The following is a 16,841-nucleotide window of genomic DNA, read 5'->3' on the forward strand; positions in this document are numbered from 1 at the left end:
CGTTGGGATGGGAATTCGGGTGCGCGGGCCGGGCCCACGGCACGACGTGCGGCGTCACGACGACAGCGCGTGGATCGGCGCGGGCACGCACGCATGCGCGGCGGCGTGCGCCATGCCGGCCGCGACCGGCGACCCGTCGCAGAAGAAGTCGAGCAGCGCCGCACGCGTGTGTTCGCGCTGCGCGCGGCCTTCGATGTCGAGGAAATGGCCGGCGTCCGGCACCGTCGCGAACCGCGCGCGCGGCACGTGCGCACCGAGCTGGCGAACGTCGGCCGGCGTCGTGTATTCGTCGCGCTCGCCGTTCAGGAACAGCAGCTCGCAGCCGATGTTCGAGAACTCGCTGAAGTAGCGCTCGGGCTGCAGCGACAGGATCTGGTCGACGTGGAACGCGACCTGGTCCTGCTCGTCGCGCGGCAGGCGCGTGAGATACCGGTAGTTGTACAGCTTCATGATGCGCGGCAGGTAGCGGCCGACGGTGTCGTTCAGCAGCTGCGCGGCCTTCAGGTTCTCGCCGGCCGCGATGTGATCGCGTGCGCGCGTCACGTAGTCGACCATCGCGTCGTTCAGGAACGGCGAGAACGAGCAGATCGCCGCGCGCCGCACGCTCGGGCAGCCGCGCGCGAGCGCGAACAGCGAGGCGACGCCGCCCCACGACACCGACACGAGGAATGCCGGCGCGAAGCGCTCGACCAGATGCTGGAGGATCGCGGCTTCGTCGTCCTTGGTCAGGATGACGCAGCCCGGATTGTGCTGGCGCGACTGCCCCGCGTACGGCAGGTCGAAGCAGATCGTGTTCATCCGCTCGCCCAGATATTGGACGGTCTGCCCGAACGACGCGGTCGTCGCGAGCGCGCCGTTGACGAGCATCGCCGTGTCGAACGCCGGGTCGAACACGTTCCGTTCGACGTAGACCTTCAGACCATTCGGCAGCGGGACCACGTGTTTTTCGGTCGGCATCGTCGTTCTCCGGTGGATGCGGCGTCTCGACGTCGCGGCATGCTGCAGCTGCGCAATGGCGGGTGCCGACCCCGCGCGCGATCCTTCGCCGCGCCCATTGCCGACGCACCGCGGCAAATACCGGCGGCGCCAATTCATTCCTCACAGTGCGGCGCCATACTAATACGGACAATATTACTGACTCAAGTCACCCAACGATTCCCTCTACTCGACCCGGGAATACACCGGATTCAAATTTTTTTATCAATTTATATGGTATGAGGGATCGCCAAAAAGGCGTCAGCAATCGTTTGCGAGCAGCGCTCCTTGGCATAATGAAATCCAATATTTCTCTTTAAATTCAAAGCGATATTCCATTTTAATCGATTGATTAAAACGGACTTCCTGAATTTACCAATCTTCACCACCTCCACTCGCCATTCCACATCGTGAATAATATTACAGGCATCCACACTCTTTCATTTCGTAATAGAAACGCGGCCGTAAATTTTCCAGTGCATTGCACCATTTTTCGCAAACCGTTTTAAACAAACTCCAGCTTACTTAACCTTCTTTCAATTCGTTTTTACGCATCTGCACATCGCGGCAAGTGGTCGATCCGTCATACCGCCGAGACCCTGCCATCGTCAGACCCCGATTTTTTGTTGATTGATCGTTCAATAAAAAACCGCTAAGCTCTCGACTTCCATGGATGGCCCGTCCGGGCGAAGGGAGTCGCGATGCCGAAAGTCGGAATGCGGGAGATACGCCGCGCTCAGTTGATCGACGCCACGCTGCGTTCGATCGACGAAGCGGGCCTGCCCGGCACGACGCTCGCATCGGTCGCGCAACGCGCGAAGATCTCGACGGGCATCGTCAGCCACTACTTCGGCGACAAGGACGGCCTGCTCGAAGCGACGATGCGGCACGTGCTGCGCGACCTGTGGTCGGCCACCACGCGCCGCCGCGTGGCGGCACGCAAGGATCCGCGTTCGCGGCTGCGTGCAGTCGTCGCCGCGAACTTCGACGAGACGCAGGTCAGCGCGCCCGTGATGAAGACGTGGCTCGCGTTCTGGTCGCAGAGCATGCACGACCCGATGCTCAAGCGCCTGCAGCACGTCAACACGCGGCGCCTTCATTCGAACCTGTGCGCGGAATTCGCGAAGGCGTTGCCGCGCACGAAGGCGCGCGAAGCCGCCAGCGGCCTCGCCGCGCTGATCGACGGCCTGTGGCTGCGCGGCGCGCTCGCCGGCGGCCCCATCGACACCCGGGCGGCGCTGAAGCTCGCCCACGATTACATCGACCTGCTGCTCGCGTCCGACTGACGCTACGCAGTCGCCCTCAAGGAGATCCTCATGTCCGTATTCGGTTTGCAGCGCCTCTACATCGGCGGCGGTTACGTCGACGCCACGAGCGGCAAGACTTTCGATACCTTCGATCCCGCCACCGGCGAGCTGCTCGCGCAGGTGCAGCAGGCGAGCGCGGCCGACGTCGACCGCGCGGTTGCGTCCGCGCAGGAAGGCCAGCGCGAATGGGCCGCGATGACCGCGATGCAGCGCTCGCGCATCCTGCGCCGCGCGGTCGACCTGCTGCGCGAGCGCAACGACGAACTCGCCGCGCTGGAAACGCGCGACACCGGCAAGCCGATCGGCGAAACGCTCGCGGTCGACATCGTCACCGGCGCGGACGTGATCGAGTACTACGCGGGCCTCGCGACAGCGATCGAAGGGCTGCAGGTGCCGCTGCGCGCCGATTCGTTCGTCTATACGCGCCGCGAGCCGCTCGGCGTGTGCGCGGGCATCGGCGCATGGAACTACCCGATCCAGATCGCGTGCTGGAAGACGGCGCCCGCGCTCGCGGCCGGCAACGCGATGGTGTTCAAGCCGAGCGAAGTCACGCCGCTGACGGCGCTGAAGCTCGCGGAAATCTATACGGAAGCCGGCGTGCCGGCCGGCGTGTTCAACGTCGTGCAGGGCGACGGCTCGGTCGGCGCGCTGCTCACGGGCCACCCGGACATCGCGAAGGTGTCGTTCACCGGCGGCGTCGAGACGGGCAAGAAGGTGATGTCGCTGGCCGGCGCATCGTCGCTGAAGGAAGTGACGATGGAGCTCGGCGGCAAGTCGCCGCTGATCGTGTTCGACGATGCGGACCTCGACCGCGCGGCCGACATCGCGGTGACCGCCAACTTCTTCAGCTCGGGCCAGGTCTGCACGAACGGTACGCGCGTATTCGTGCACCGTTCGATCAAGGACGCGTTCACGCAGCGCGTGCTCGAGCGCGTGAAGCGCATCCGCGTCGGCAAGCCGACCGATGCCGACACCAACTTCGGCCCACTCGTGTCGGCCGCGCAGCTCGACAAGGTGCTCGGCTTCATCGATAGCGGCAAGGCCGAAGGCGCGAAGCTGCTCGCCGGCGGCACGCGCCTGACCGACGGCCACTTCGGCAGCGGCCAGTACGTCGCGCCGACGGTGTTCGGCGATTGCCGCGACGACATGAAGATCGTCCGCGAGGAAATCTTCGGGCCGGTGATGAGCATCCTCGATTTCGAATCGGAGGACGAAGTGATCGCCCGCGCGAACGACACGCACTACGGGCTCGCGGCCGGCGTCGTGACCGAGAACCTGTCGCGCGCGCACCGCACGATCCATCGCCTCGAAGCCGGCATCTGCTGGATCAACACGTGGGGCGAATCGCCGGCCGAAATGCCGGTTGGCGGATACAAGCAATCCGGTGTCGGACGCGAGAACGGCATCACGACGCTCGAGCACTACACTCGGATCAAGTCGGTGCAGGTCGAGCTCGGCCGCTACAACCCGGTGTTTTAAAGGAGGACAACCCGTCATGACGACACGCGAATACGACTACGTCATCTGCGGCGCAGGTTCCGCGGGCAACGTGCTCGCAACGCGCCTGACGGAAGATCCGGACGTCACGGTGCTGCTGCTCGAAGCGGGCGGCCCCGACTACCGCTTCGACTTCCGCACGCAGATGCCGGCCGCCCTCGCCTATCCGCTGCAGGGCCGCCGCTACAACTGGGCATACGAGACCGATCCCGAGCCGCACATGGACAACCGCCGGATGGAATGCGGCCGCGGCAAGGGGCTCGGCGGCTCGTCGCTGATCAACGGCATGTGCTACATCCGCGGCAACGCGCTCGACTACGACAACTGGTCGACGCACAAGGGTCTCGAGAACTGGACGTATCTCGACTGCCTGCCGTACTTCAAGAAAGCCGAGACGCGCGACGTCGGCCCGAACGACTATCACGGCGGCAACGGCCCCGTGTCGGTCACCACCAGCAAGCCGGGCGTGAACCCGCTGTTCGAGGCGATGGTCGACGCGGGCGTGCAGGCCGGTTATCCGCGCACCGACGACCTGAACGGCTATCAGCAGGAAGGCTTCGGCCCGATGGACCGCACCGTCACGCCGCGCGGCCGCCGCGCGAGCACCGCGCGCGGCTATCTCGACCAGGCGCGTGCGCGGCCGAACCTCGAGATCGTCACGCATGCGCTCGCCGACCGCATCCTGTTCGACGGCAAGCGCGCATCGGGCGTCACGTACCTGCGCGGCAGCGAGCGCGCGACCGCGCATGCGCGCCGCGAAGTGCTCGTGTGCAGCGGCGCGATCGCGTCGCCGCAACTGCTGCAGCGCTCGGGCGTCGGCCCCGGCGCGTGGCTGAAGGAACTCGACATCCCCGTCGTGCTCGACCTGCCCGGTGTCGGCCAGAACCTGCAGGACCACCTGGAGATGTACATCCAGTACGAGTGCAAGGAGCCCGTGTCGCTGTACCCGGCGCTCAAGTGGTGGAACCAGCCGAAGATCGGCGTCGAATGGATGCTGAACGGCACCGGCCTCGGCGCGAGCAACCACTTCGAGGCGGGCGGTTTCATCCGCACGCGCGACGACGATCCCTGGCCGAACATCCAGTATCACTTCCTGCCGGTGGCGATCAACTACAACGGCTCGAACGCGATCGAGATGCACGGCTTCCAGGCGCACGTCGGCTCGATGCGCTCGCCGAGCCGCGGCCGCGTGAAACTGCGCTCGCGCGATCCGAACCAGCATCCGAGCATCCTGTTCAACTACATGGCCGAAGCGCTCGACTGGCGCGAGTTCCGCGATGCGATCCGCGCGACGCGCGAGATCATGCGGCAGCCCGCGCTCGACCGCTATCGCGGCCGCGAGCTGAACCCGGGCGCCGACTGCAAGAGCGACAAGGAGCTCGACGCGTTCGTGCGGGCCCGCGCGGAGACCGCGTTCCATCCGTCGTGCTCGTGCAAGATGGGTTACGACGACATGGCGGTGGTCGACGAAGCGGGTCGCGTGCACGGGCTGGAAGGCCTGCGCGTCGTCGATGCGTCGATCATGCCGATCATCACGACCGGCAACCTGAACGCGCCGACGATCATGATCGCGGAGAAGATCGCCGACAGGATTCGCGGGAAGCAGCCGCTCGCGCGCGTCGATGTGCCGTACTTCGTCGCGAACGGCGCGCTCGCGCGCGATGTCGCGAAGGCGGTGAGGCAGCCGGAGACGGTTTGATAACGGCGGGCGTGCTGCCCGCTCATCGGCATATTGACGAAACGCCGCCGGCAGTGATGGTTGGCGGCGTTTTCGTTTCTTTTACGGTGACTTGCGCGGAAGCGAGTTCCCGACTTGCAGCCATGTGATCACATCGGCCGGATGAGTTCGCGGGCGCACGCGCTTTGAAATGAGGCTGCCGGGGTTCAGGGCAGCGGACCAGCCGACGACAGTCGAGTACGCATGCCACTGCACCGCCGAAAGCGCGGACGAGCGGCAAGTAGAACGAAAACCCGCGAAGACGTCGCGCTCTTTTGGCGAATGCGGAAGCCGGCCAGTCCGCACGCCTGCTGCTCGACGCCGCCAGCAGTTGTGCCGGCCATTGCCTGAGCAGGACGCACCGATTGACGGCAGCGCTTACACCCGCACGGCTCAGAACGAGATCTACCGCCCGTTCCATCGGCTGCCCAATCCCGATCTGGTCATGTACGTGTTCCCGCACCTGGCCGGCACCGATCTGGTGCCGGTGCCCGGATACTCCACAGTGTTCCCGCCGTACCAGCGGATGCAGTACGCGCTACCGGGCGAACGGCTGGAGGACTTCTGAACCGTTCGTCGGCCGGTTCATCTTCACCGGTGAGCGCGGCCCGCGGGACCCTGGCGTAGCAGAGCTACGTTCTCGTTGATGCGGCCTTGGATCGTGCGCAAGGTATCTCGATTAATAATCCGCGGGTGCATGTTCTCGGCCGTGTCTGAGAATTGGCTGGCCACTTCGCAAATGCCGTCAATCATTCTGCTGGCAACGTCCTGGGGCACTTCGGCTTCCTCGGCAAGCCGAAGCATGTGTGCGCGGGAAATCTCCAGTGCCTCACCCATCACGTCCATTTGGTGATATCCACCGGGTCCCTCGCAGAAGGTCACATCGTAGGCCGGCGCCAGTCTCCACTGACCATTTGGCGCCATGACGTAGGAGAAGTTCTTGGGATGGTCGTCTCGGTTGTTGAACGCGACGTTGAAGACGGCGCGCTCGAAGGCCCTCCCCATCTCTCGCACATCGTTGGTACAGATCTGGGTCGCCCGCAAGAAGTTGAAGTAGTCCAACGACCCCGCAATCTGGTAATCGGCCCCCGTAAACGCCGCGAGACTCTGCATGGGGACGCGCAATCCGTCATGCCGATCAAAGCGCTTGCTGGCGAACGCCGCCAGCCCATTGGGCAAACTGAAGTACTGCGTGTCCGGGGTCTCGATGCCACATCTGCGCAGACATTCGGCGTAGACCATCTCGATGGCGCACACCTCGGCATGCTCTTCTCTGGCCGGGAACTTGACCAGCCAGGCGTCGAAGCCCGGCGTGACGGCCGTGGTAAACCCACCGGTTTGCGGATCGCGATAGACCAAGGCCTTGGGCCTTGCACCTTGGGGCGAGCCGCCCACCCGCAGCAACGTCTGCAGGAACTCACTACCTTCACCATGGAGCACTTCCTGCACTTCGGCGGCAAGCTGTTGCAGCGGGATGTGGACATCCGGCGCCTCTCCTTCGGGTGCGACGGGTTCAAACGTCATGGCCCCCATCGCGTTGCTACCGATATAGGCCAACCGCTCCAGGGCGCCAATGCGGGCCGTGTTGAGTCCACGGCGCCTGAACATACGGTCCATCAGCAGCATGCCCCACCCGTCTGGCAAGGCGTCATAGACAGGCCCCGGAAGTTGCAATTGATGGCCTGGGAAATCTCGCCGCAACTGAGGGCCCTCCAGCGGCAGCGTGTACGAAGACAGCTCCAGGCCCCTTTGCCTGGCCTCGTTGCTGTACTCGAACACGATCAGTGGGCGACCGGTCAGGGCAGTCGTGGAGACCAGCGTGCCCCAATGCCATCGCTCCCCCCAGCCCTCGTAGAAGACATTCACTTGTTCAGGCATTGCTGGACTTTCTCTTTGTACGGAGGCGCTTGGCTGTTTTCTCGTAGCGCAGAATATCCTCGATGCTGTCCAGCTTTGGCTGGAACAGACCTTCGAACTCCTTGATTCGGCCGAGCGCCATCGCCACCCGGACCACGGCCTCGAAGCCAACATTGCGCCCGGCCTCCAGGTTGGACACGGTGTTGGCCCCAATGCCGGCACGCCCGGCCAGATCCGACTGTGTCATGCCCAGAGCCAAACGCTCTGTGCGCAAGCGATCGCAGAGGCGCTTGACGACCTCACTCGGCTTGCTAAAGCTTAAATCCAACATAGTGTGTATCTACCCCCTTCTATGCCAGTTAGCACCCAAAATTATAGAATTAACGCCACCTTGGTTCAAGAGGCGTAATTCCTCAATTTAGTGCCTTATCGGAAAGATTACGCAAATAGCCACAATATAATGGAGTTAAGCAGCTCCACACCAAAGAAGCGGCCGATCAGACCGCTCCGGGGCTGCGCGGACTATCCGGGGCAGTGCGGAGGTCAGATCGCATGTTGCACGAGTGCACGGCCTTGTTCGCCCCCGCTTCTGAAGAAAGGAAGTCTGTCGGGCCACAAGGCGCCAATCATGACCACACTTCAGATTCGCGGCAGGAAGCCGTTCGTGTGCTTCGTCGTGCGTTACTTCGTCGCGAAGGCGGTGCGGCAGCCGGAGACGGTCTGACGACGGCGGGCGCGCCCACTAAAAACGCCGCTGACGATCACCGTCAGCGGCGTTTTTCCTTTCCGGCTCAGCCGTTGTTGACCTCTTGCCGCAAACGCTCGACGTCGACGTGCTTCAGGTAATTCGTGATGTTCTGCCAGATCGGATGGAACCCGTAGCCGCCGTGCTGCAACTCATCGAGCGCCTGCTCGCGCGTCCAGCCCTGGTACACCATCCGGTACAGCGCCGACACGAGCCCGGTGCGATCGGCGCCATGCTGGCAATGGATCAGCACCGGGCCGTCCTGGTCGGCGGTCCGCAGCGCCTTCAGCGCGGCGACCATGTCTTCGTCGCGGATGTACCACGTGTTGATCCGGATGCGCTGCATCGTGATCTGCGTGCCGGCCAGGATGCTGTCGTCCGCGTGAAACGCGCGGAAGCTGATGACCTTGCGGATGCCGAGCTTCTGCAATTCCGGCACGTCTTCCCGCGAGAGCTGCGCGCTGCGGTACAACGTCGGCGTGATGCGATGCAGGTTGTTCACGCGCGCATCGGCAATGTTTTGCGCCCATTGGATCGGTCGGGCCGCGATCGGTCGGGCCGCAACGCCGAAAACCGCGTCCGCGTATGCCGGCTTCACGAGCCCGGCAAGCGTGACGGCGATCGCGGCAATGAAGGCAATTTTCATGTTGGTTCGGTGTTCAGTGGAATGCGCGCTTGCGCTCGCGCGACAGGATGAACAGGACGATCGCGGCGGCGCTCATGGTCCAGTAGTCGGTGGGTGCCACGCCCAGCCAGTGGATATGCCACGGCACGTGCGCCGGGTTGAAGCGGGCAAGACCGTAGGCCGGATTCAGCACGAACCACAGAAAATCCTCGGTCAGCCAGAACACCATGATGCACGCGATGATGCGGGCTTCGATGCGCCACGACCAGTGCCCGTTGAACACAGGCGGCAGGTGGAAGAACAGCGCGACGAACGGGAACACCCACGCGTGGTATCCGGTCATCGGGCGCCCGCCCCAGAAGATGTCGAGCAGCCAGTGCTTGTCGATGCGCCAGGTCGGCAGGTTGGCGGCCCACCCCGCGCTGCCCTCGATCTGGATCTCGACGTTCGCGAAAAAGAACGCGAGCAACATGACCCATGCGACGACGAACAGCGTATGACGCGTCGGCACAAAACGCGCGACGCTCATGCGGCAGGCTCCAGTCCCAGCACGCGATCGAGCACGAAGCGTCCGGCCAACGGCCGCCCGAGCGGGGCCAAACGGCGGCGCATGTCGGCCAGGCGCTCCGGCGTCTGCAGCAGCGCGCGGATCCGGTAGACGAGCGCATCGTCGTCGATGGCCTTCAGCGCCACGCCCTGTTCGAGCAGGAAATCCGCATTGCGCTCCTCCTGGCCCGGAATCGGCGAGTTGACGATCATCGGCAGCTGCATCGCGAGACATTCGGACGTCGTCAGGCCACCCGGCTTCGTGATGACGAGGTCGGCGCAGGCCATCAGGCGTTCGACCTGCTGCGTGAAACCCTGCGGAAAGAGCCGGCCCGGATGCTGCGCGGCGAGCGTCTGCAGCGACGCCAGCATCGTCTGGTTCTTGCCGGCCAGCGCGATCAACTGGAAATCGGCGTCCATCTCCAGCAGCCGCGTCGCCAGCACGTCGAGCCCGCCGAGGCCCGCGCCGCCGGACATCATCAGGAACGTCGGTCGCGCGGGATCGAGGCCGAACTCGGCCGCGCAGGCCGCGCGATCGAGCGGCCGGCCGAACGCCGGCATGATCGGGATACCGCTGACGTGCACCGTTTCGGGCGCCATGCCGCGCGCGTGCATGCGCCACGCAATCTCGTCGTTGGCCGCGAAGTAGCCGCGCATGTTCGGCACGACCCACATGCTGTGCAGGTCGAAATCGGTGACCTGCACCCACACCGGCGTGTCGACGCGCCCCTTGCGGATCTCGCGCGACAGCAGTTCGGCGGGCAGGAAGTGTGTGCAGATGATCGCGTCCGGGCGCTGCCGTTCGATTTCCGCGAGCAACTGCCGGCAATTGAGCCGCTCGATCGCGCGCCGGATCTTCTGCGACGGCGCGGCGGGATCGACCTCGTCGGTCTTCTGGTACAGGTAGCCCCACAGCGCCGGCTGGCTGCTGACGAGCTTGATGTAGAGGTCGGTGTACAGCTTGCGAAAGCCGGTGGACACGAAATCCATCACGTCCAGGTGCGTGGCTTCGATGCCGGCGGGATGGCTGTCGGCAAATGCGCGGATCGCTTCGGCCGCGCGGGTATGACCGGCGCCGGCGCTGACGCTCAGGAGAAGGATTTTTTTGTTGTGCTTTGACATCTGACTGACCGTTTCGATGAAGGTGATCCGGACGCGGGTTCGGCAGCGGCGCTCTCACGCGACTGCGTCTCGCTTCCGGCTTTCGACAAGCTTGGCGGATCTTCGGCGGCGCGGGCGGTCGGGTACTCCGAATCGATCGATCGCCGGCATCGTCTGCGGAATCATACTGCGTCCGGACGATGCGGCCCGGATCTGCCGCCGCCGCGCTGTCAGTCAGGATCGCATGGCGCGCGGTCGGCGGGAGGCGCCGACCGCGCGTGGCGGCTAGGGGCGCCGCCGCTTCATGCCCCACTCGCGCGCGCGAATGGGGTGCCGTATTTCAGCGCGAACGGGTGCTCGCGCGCAGGTCATGTCGTTTCATGTCGGCAAAAGCCGAGTGTCAGCGGGCCTTCTCCGCGTCTTCGCCGAACCTGGCAGTCGCCACGGCCCGCGTCCGCATCCGCTTTGCGCGGACGATCGGGTTCCATCGCGACGTCAGGCTCATCGCGTCGCGCAGGCGTTCGAACGCGACATCCTCCTTCGGCCCGAAACGGCTGACCGCCGGCCACGCGAGCACGTCGTCGAGCCACGTCTGCCATGTGTCGCCATGAAAACGACGGCCGATTTCGCGCACCGCGTCCGGCGCGGCGATCACGATGCCCGTCAGCAGGTAGTACGCCCAGAAGCTGCCCGCGCCGGCGAGTCGGTCGAGCCGGCACACGGACAGCGCGGCAAGCAACCCGTCCACCGATGCGAGATCGGCGCGATTCGTACGGATCGCCCGCGCGACGAGGTTGTGCTGACCACCATACGCGGCAACGGAGATCCCGTTGCCTGCGGCAAGCGCGGCCGAGAACATCGCGAGCGCGGCCATCTCGTCGATGCGTGATGCGTCGTCGCGCGGGCCGCACACGCGCAGCACGATCGCGTCGATGATGGCACCGTGACGGGCCGACGTTTCCGCACTCGCCGCCGCGATGACAGCCAGCTTTTCTCTCAGGTTCTTCGCAGGCGGCGCCTCGCCATGCTCTTCTCCTTCATGTGCGGTACGTTCGCCTGCGTCTTCGCCGTTGCATTCGACACCGCCGGCAATCCGCGCGAGCGCGGCCCAGCCGACATCGGGATCGTCGAATGCGCACGCATCGATCACGCCGTGCGCCGCATCGAACACGGCGCGCGAGCCGGGGCAACAGCGTTCGGCTTCGGCAAGCTGCTGCGCGGAAGGCACATGCGCGCACGCGCCGAGCACGTCGGTCGGGTCGCAAGCGCAGCCGCCGCCATCCGTTGCGATCCACGGCGCAAGCCCGTGAAGAACGGCCGCTGCGTCACGAGACAGGCTCTCGCCTGCCCGCATGCGTATCGCGTATGACGCGACGACTGCCGTGTCGCCCGCCGCCGGTGCGCAAGCGGCGGCGTCGAGATGTTCGATCAGGTACTGCAGCCACGCGGCCGTGCGCAGCCGGTCAGGCGTCGCGCCGCGGGCATCACCATACTTCGCTGGGTCGGTGAGCATGGGTCGTCCGGGAGTGTTCTGGCCAATTGGAATAATGTCGTTTCAGTCCGCGCGGTACACCGTGCCGACCTTGCAGGTCCGCCCGCATCGGATCGCGATGCGGGCGGCCAATCGGCCGTCGCGCCGATACGCGCGACGGCTCGAATGCATCGAAGCTGCGGAAACCCGCCGCGCATGCCGCACGGCCCTCGCGCACGGCGGACGCCCCGCTTCGATCCGCGACGCTTACTGCACGTGGAACTTCGGCGACGTCGTGACCGTGCCGGACACCGTGCAATTCGGCGTCAATGCAGCGTTATTGAACGTCAGCGACGAGTTCGGATCGTTCCATGCCGTTACCACCTTGCTCGGGCCGCACGCGCCGAGCAGCGCGACGTTCACCTGCACGTTGTTGATCGACAGCTGCGTCGTGCTGTCGGCCTGGCCCGTCCACGGCGACGTGCTGCTCGCGCTGCCGCTGATCAGTCCGCACGTGGCGCCTCCGGCGAACTGCGTCGACGTGATGTGAACGATGCCGGTCGACGTGATCGTCCCGTTGAACGTCGCGGTACAGTTTGCGCTGATCGATCCCTTGCTCAGCGTCGTGAGCCCCGATACGGAGAACGGCTCGCCATTCGGGTTCATCGGCTGCCCGTCAGCGCGCGAAACGGTGACTGCGAAAGCAGGCGCGGCCGAAACCGCGGTGAATGCCACTGCAGCAACAAGCGATACGATTTTGCGAATGCTCATTTGAACTGCCCCCTCTCTTCACAAATGGCGGCACGCCGCCAGGAACGCAACCGTCCGGCCGAAAGAGCCCGGCCAGCCGGTCGCAGGAAGCCGCCGGCACGCGTCATGCGCGCCGGTCGGCTCAGAACTTGTAGGAAATCCCGACGAACGTGATCAGCGGATCGGCCTTCAGCCGCGTGCGCGTGGTCGCGAGCGTCGAACCGTCGGCCGCCTTGATCACGAGCGACGAGTACGTCTTCAGCGGCATGTACGTCAGCGTCGCGGTGAGCCCCCAGTGCTTGTCGATCGCATAGCTCGCGCCGATGTTGTAGACCGGCGTGAACGACGACGACGCCTTGCCCTCCACCGACGTCGGCCCCGGCTTGCCGGCGCCGGCCGCGAGCACGCTGCCGAGGTTTTCGTTGATGTCCTTCGCGAAGTTGCCGTTCAGCTCGATGTTGCTGAACCAGCTGTAGGCCACGCCGATCCCGACGAACGGGCGGAACTTCGCCGTCGGCGCATTGAAGTAGTACTGCAGAATGATCGTGGGGCTCCACTGCCGCGCGTTCTTCACCGCCGGCTGATTCGACGTCTTGTCCATGTCGACCGAACCGAGCGAGCCGGCCGGACCCGGCGGCCGGATCACGCCGTGCCCGGTCAGCGTGAACTCGGGCGGCACGCCGAGCACCGACGTCACCGCGATGTGGTCGGTGAAGAAGTGCGTAAGCGTGAGGCCGACCGTATCGGCGTTGTTGACCGTCAGGCTAGTGCCCGGCGACGTGAACGACCCGGGCAGGCGCAGCGGCCCGTTGATCGGCATGTTCGCGAGATTCGTCGTCAGGCCGTTGGTCGAATCCTGCGGCATGATGTGCAGCCAGCCCAGCGTCGCGACGTTGTCGCCCGCCTGCTGGGCCGATGCGAGTGTCGACACGCCTGCGACGACACCCGCGACAATCAGCTTCTTCATGAAGTCTCCCTCTCATTCTGTCCGGGCGCCGCGCATCCGCGCGCGACGCCGCCGTGTCTCCGTCCGGGTGTGGTCACTGCACGAACGCGCCGACCGTGAAGTACGGATTGCTCGTATCGGCCATGTCGAGGAACCCGAATACGCCGCCGGTGAACACGAACTTGCCGGTCGCCGGCCCCGACGCAGCATCCGCATGCACGGTCGTCACGACGCCCGGCACCTTCTGCGTGAAGTCGAGGTTCAGTGCGCGCGTGAGCGCGGCCTGCGACGCGTTGAACGGATCGAGCAGCGTGGCCTGCGCGCCGACGAGCGCGGTCGCGCGGTAGTTGAACGCGCTGTCGACGCCCGTGTACTCGCCGTTCTGCGAGCCGAGCGCAATCGCCGTCTGCGGGCTCAGGAACGAGATGCCCGATTCGTCGTCCGCGCTCGGCGGCCCCTGCGTGAGGTCCGCGTTCGCGGCGCCGGTGCGGATGAAGACCGGCACGAGCTGGTTGCGCAGCTTGCCGACGATCAGGATCCCCTTGCCGGCCTTCGCCGGATCGAGCGCGGCGAGCGTCGGCGGAATCTGCGGCTGGTAGTTGAGCGACTGGAACGCCGGCGCATCCGGACGCAGCGTGAACGGCTGGTTCACGGTCGTGCTCGACGCAAGCGGCTGCCCGCCGTTCTTCTTGCCGAAGTTGTCGGTCTCGACGTAGCTGCCGTCCGCGTTGATCGTCACCTTCTGATCGAGCGCCACCGGCTGGAAGTTCTGCGACGGCACCTGGTGATAACCGAGCTGGTTGTAGGTGCCGGCGATCTTCGTCAGGTCGGTCTCCAGCGACGAGAAGCTGATGAACGGGTAATACGGGAACGTCGTCTTCGGAATCCTGCCGACGCCGATCACGCCGTCGAACTGGATCGTCGCGCCGGGGATCGCGCCGCCCAGCACGCCTTCGCCGAGGAACAGCCGCGCGGGCCGGCTCGGATCGAGGCTCGCGTTCTGCATCCGGAACGTGCACTGGTTCAGCTTCACCGTCGGCAGGCCCGTTTCGTCGGCCAGCGTGCCGTCGACGACGTTGGCCGGCGCCGTATCGCGCGTCGGCTGCACGGTGCCCGCGGTAGTCGGCACCGGCGATGCGAGGTAGGTCATCCGGAACGTCATCTTCGTGGTGTCGAGCTGCACTTTCACGAGCTCGCCCGACCCGGAGCCGCCGATGAATACCGTGCTGTAGTCGATCGTCTGCGGGCACAGCCGGACCGCCGGCGCGGGCGGCGGGTCGCCGTCGCCGCCGCACGCAGCCAGCACGGGTGCGAGCGACGCCGCAACCATCCATTGCTTCAAATTCATAGGAATCCTCTTGAAATTCGATTCGCCGGCGGCGACGCATGCGCCGCCGGCGTGACTTGTTCGGTACGCAGTTACTGGACGAACGCGCCGACCGTGAAGAACGGATTGACCTGGCTGTTGTTGACGACCATTGCGTAGACGTTGCCGGCCGTCACGATCCAGCCCGTGTCGCCCTTCTTGAAGATCGCGACATTGCCGCTTGCGCCCTTCGCGTTGAAATCGCTGTTGGCCGTGACCTTGATCTTGCCGGGCGTTGCCTGCGTGTAGTCGAGCGCGAACTGCGAGGTCACCGAAGACGTCTGCGGATCGATGAATGCCGCGGTGCCGCCCTGGAACAACGTCGACGTGTAGTTCGCGGAGATCGTCGACACGGCAGTGCCGTCGTTGCAGCTACCCGCTTCCGCCATGAAAAAGCCGTTGGCAAAGGTGCCTGGCAGATCCGGGTGCGGCACCTGGTTATCGAAGCTCGGGCCGGACTGCGCGATGGTGTTCCCCACACCGGTAGATGTCACGACACCGCATGCGGATGCGCTCGTCGCGCCGATGTAACCGCCCTTCAGCGAGTTCGCGGCAATCGCTGTGGACGACGAGAGCATCGAGATCCCGACTTCGGCATCGGCGACCGAGGCGAGCGGATTGGTCGTATCCACATGGGTATAGCCGACGCGAATCACAATCGGCACCCGTACGCCGTTCAGCTTGCCGACGATCATGATGCCCTTCGCCTGACTCGGCGTCACGATCACGAGGCCCGGCGCCTGCCCGGCGACCGGATACGCAACCGTACCGAACGGGTTCGCCACCGCATTGCTCACGAACACGTTGTCCGCCGACCCGTCCGCGTTCTTGCGCAGCGTCCACGGCGACCCGGTCGTCTGGCACGAGTAGTCGCTGCCCTGCGTGATCGTGCACGAACCGTCCGCATTGAACGTCTGGTTCCAGTTGACGACGTCCGGCTCCCAGCCGACAGCCCCGTTCGCATCCTGGGCGGTACCGCCGACCGGCGACAAATGGATACCGACTTCGTTGTAGTTGCCCGCGACCTTCGTGAAGTCGGTTTCCGTTTCGACAAAGCCGATGAACGGATAGAAATCGAATGTGCGCGACGGCACCACGCCAAGGACAAAACCCGGAATCGGCTCGATGCCCTGGAACGCGATCGTCGCCCCCGGAATTCCGCCGCCAACCACGCCATTGCCGACGAACAGCATCGGCGGATCGGTACGCTTGATCGTCACCGAATACGCGCCGTCGCTGGTCGCGCCGCTGTCGAGCACGAACGCGCAGCGGTTCTGCTCGGCGGTCGGAAGGTTGGTCGGATGATGGAATGCGCCGCTGATCGTCAGGCCCGCGCGCGTGTTGTTGACCTGCCCCGCCGACGTCGGTACCGACGATTCGATGAACTGCATCTGATACGTGAGCTTCGTCGTGTCGAACTTCACCTTCACGTATTCGCCGCTGCCGGCGCCACCCGTGTAGGTCGTCGTGTAATCGAGCGAATCGGGACACAGCTTCGTCACGACGGGCGGTTGCGTGATCGCGCCGCTCGGCCCGCATGCGCTGCCCGAGCACTGCGGCACGTTGATCGGCCCCGGATCGTCGCCGCCGCCGCAACCGGCGACGAACGGCAGCGCCAGCACCGCGCACGACAGGATCACCTTCCGCCATTCAGGAATGCAAATCATCAACCCCTCCTTTACAGGTACGACAAGTCTCGTCCGGACGGGCTGCATGGCTCGCCGGTTGGTATCGCGCCGCCGCACGAGCGCGCGGCGCATGATGGTGTTCGCAATGCAACCGCCCTGCAGCTCATGCAAATGCGATGAAAGCCGCGGCGGCAGACAAGCGCGCTCCCGCGGCGCCGTCATGCGGCACGGCGCCGTCGGAACGATCGAAACGGAAAGTGGTGCGCCGCTACACGGCGATGCGCCAACGCAGGCCGACGACGTATGTCGC

At 65.1% G+C, this 16,841-nt stretch carries 14 protein-coding genes and 1 pseudogene; 4 read left to right on the top strand and 11 right to left on the bottom strand.

Features of this window, described 5'->3' with window-relative positions; genetic code table 11:
• Positions 1 to 54: 54 nt before the first annotated feature.
• On the bottom strand, positions 55 to 957 hold the full coding sequence (locus tag ACPUER_RS00675) for an alpha/beta fold hydrolase (RefSeq protein ID WP_425130081.1): 903 nt from the start codon (positions 955 to 957) through the stop codon (positions 55 to 57).
• A gap of 719 nt (positions 958 to 1,676) precedes the next feature.
• On the opposite strand from ACPUER_RS00675, the gene betI reads away from it, so the two are divergent.
• The 4 genes and pseudogenes from betI to ACPUER_RS00695 all read left to right on the top strand — a co-directional run.
• Positions 1,677 to 2,261 carry a transcriptional regulator BetI gene (gene betI / locus ACPUER_RS00680; RefSeq protein WP_175962213.1) on the top strand — a complete coding sequence of 195 codons (585 nt, stop codon included), beginning with the start codon at positions 1,677 to 1,679 and terminating at the stop codon, positions 2,259 to 2,261.
• A 30-nt stretch (positions 2,262 to 2,291) separates the two neighbouring features.
• On the top strand, positions 2,292 to 3,761 hold the full coding sequence (gene betB / locus ACPUER_RS00685; protein ID WP_065501270.1) for a betaine-aldehyde dehydrogenase: 1,470 nt from the start codon (positions 2,292 to 2,294) through the stop codon (positions 3,759 to 3,761).
• A gap of 16 nt (positions 3,762 to 3,777) precedes the next feature.
• Positions 3,778 to 5,478, top strand: coding sequence for a choline dehydrogenase (gene betA / locus ACPUER_RS00690; protein ID WP_425130082.1), 1,701 nt, complete (start codon positions 3,778 to 3,780; stop codon positions 5,476 to 5,478).
• A 299-nt stretch (positions 5,479 to 5,777) separates the two neighbouring features.
• A pseudogene (locus ACPUER_RS00695) lies at positions 5,778 to 6,064 on the top strand (TIGR03751 family conjugal transfer lipoprotein); the annotation flags it as partial.
• 23 nt (positions 6,065 to 6,087) lie between these two features.
• On the opposite strand, the gene ACPUER_RS00700 reads toward ACPUER_RS00695, so the two are convergent.
• The 10 genes from ACPUER_RS00700 to ACPUER_RS00745 all read right to left on the bottom strand — a co-directional run bounded on the left by ACPUER_RS00700 (position 6,088) and on the right by ACPUER_RS00745 (position 16,570).
• Positions 6,088 to 7,374, bottom strand: a complete 1,287-nt coding sequence (locus ACPUER_RS00700; protein WP_072442005.1) for a type II toxin-antitoxin system HipA family toxin — start codon at positions 7,372 to 7,374, stop codon at positions 6,088 to 6,090.
• Positions 7,367 to 7,681 (bottom strand): helix-turn-helix transcriptional regulator, encoded by a 315-nt coding sequence (locus ACPUER_RS00705; protein ID WP_343300749.1) that lies wholly within the window; start codon positions 7,679 to 7,681, stop codon positions 7,367 to 7,369. The genes ACPUER_RS00700 and ACPUER_RS00705 overlap by 8 nt, the downstream gene beginning before the upstream one ends.
• A 463-nt stretch (positions 7,682 to 8,144) precedes the next feature.
• Positions 8,145 to 8,744: a dual specificity protein phosphatase family protein gene (locus ACPUER_RS00710; RefSeq protein WP_425130083.1), complete on the bottom strand. Its 600-nt coding sequence runs from the start codon at positions 8,742 to 8,744 to the stop codon at positions 8,145 to 8,147.
• A 13-nt stretch (positions 8,745 to 8,757) separates the two neighbouring features.
• A complete protein-coding gene (locus ACPUER_RS00715) occupies positions 8,758 to 9,252 on the bottom strand; it encodes a hypothetical protein (protein ID WP_175962208.1) in 495 nt (164 codons plus the stop codon).
• A complete protein-coding gene (locus ACPUER_RS00720) occupies positions 9,249 to 10,391 on the bottom strand; it encodes an MGDG synthase family glycosyltransferase (protein WP_072442013.1) in 1,143 nt (380 codons plus the stop codon). The genes ACPUER_RS00715 and ACPUER_RS00720 overlap by 4 nt, the downstream gene beginning before the upstream one ends.
• 379 nt (positions 10,392 to 10,770) lie before the next feature.
• Positions 10,771 to 11,883 (bottom strand): hypothetical protein, encoded by a 1,113-nt coding sequence (locus ACPUER_RS00725; protein WP_425130084.1) that lies wholly within the window; start codon positions 11,881 to 11,883, stop codon positions 10,771 to 10,773.
• Positions 11,884 to 12,108: 225 nt separating this feature from the next.
• On the bottom strand, positions 12,109 to 12,612 hold the full coding sequence (locus ACPUER_RS00730) for a hypothetical protein (RefSeq protein WP_034180772.1): 504 nt from the start codon (positions 12,610 to 12,612) through the stop codon (positions 12,109 to 12,111).
• Positions 12,613 to 12,733: 121 nt separating this feature from the next.
• Positions 12,734 to 13,558, bottom strand: coding sequence for an OmpW/AlkL family protein (locus ACPUER_RS00735; RefSeq protein WP_072442016.1), 825 nt, complete (start codon positions 13,556 to 13,558; stop codon positions 12,734 to 12,736).
• 73 nt (positions 13,559 to 13,631) lie between these two features.
• Entirely contained in the window at positions 13,632 to 14,885 is a 1,254-nt protein-coding gene (locus ACPUER_RS00740; RefSeq protein WP_425130085.1) for a DUF2957 domain-containing protein, read from the bottom strand.
• 71 nt (positions 14,886 to 14,956) lie between these two features.
• Positions 14,957 to 16,570, bottom strand: coding sequence for a DUF2957 domain-containing protein (locus ACPUER_RS00745; protein ID WP_310132258.1), 1,614 nt, complete (start codon positions 16,568 to 16,570; stop codon positions 14,957 to 14,959).
• Positions 16,571 to 16,841 lie beyond the last annotated feature (271 nt).

Origin of the sequence: Burkholderia sp. DN3021 (genome assembly GCF_049805555.1) — a bacterium.
In the GTDB taxonomy this organism is placed as follows: domain Bacteria; phylum Pseudomonadota; class Gammaproteobacteria; order Burkholderiales; family Burkholderiaceae; genus Burkholderia; species Burkholderia pyrrocinia_C.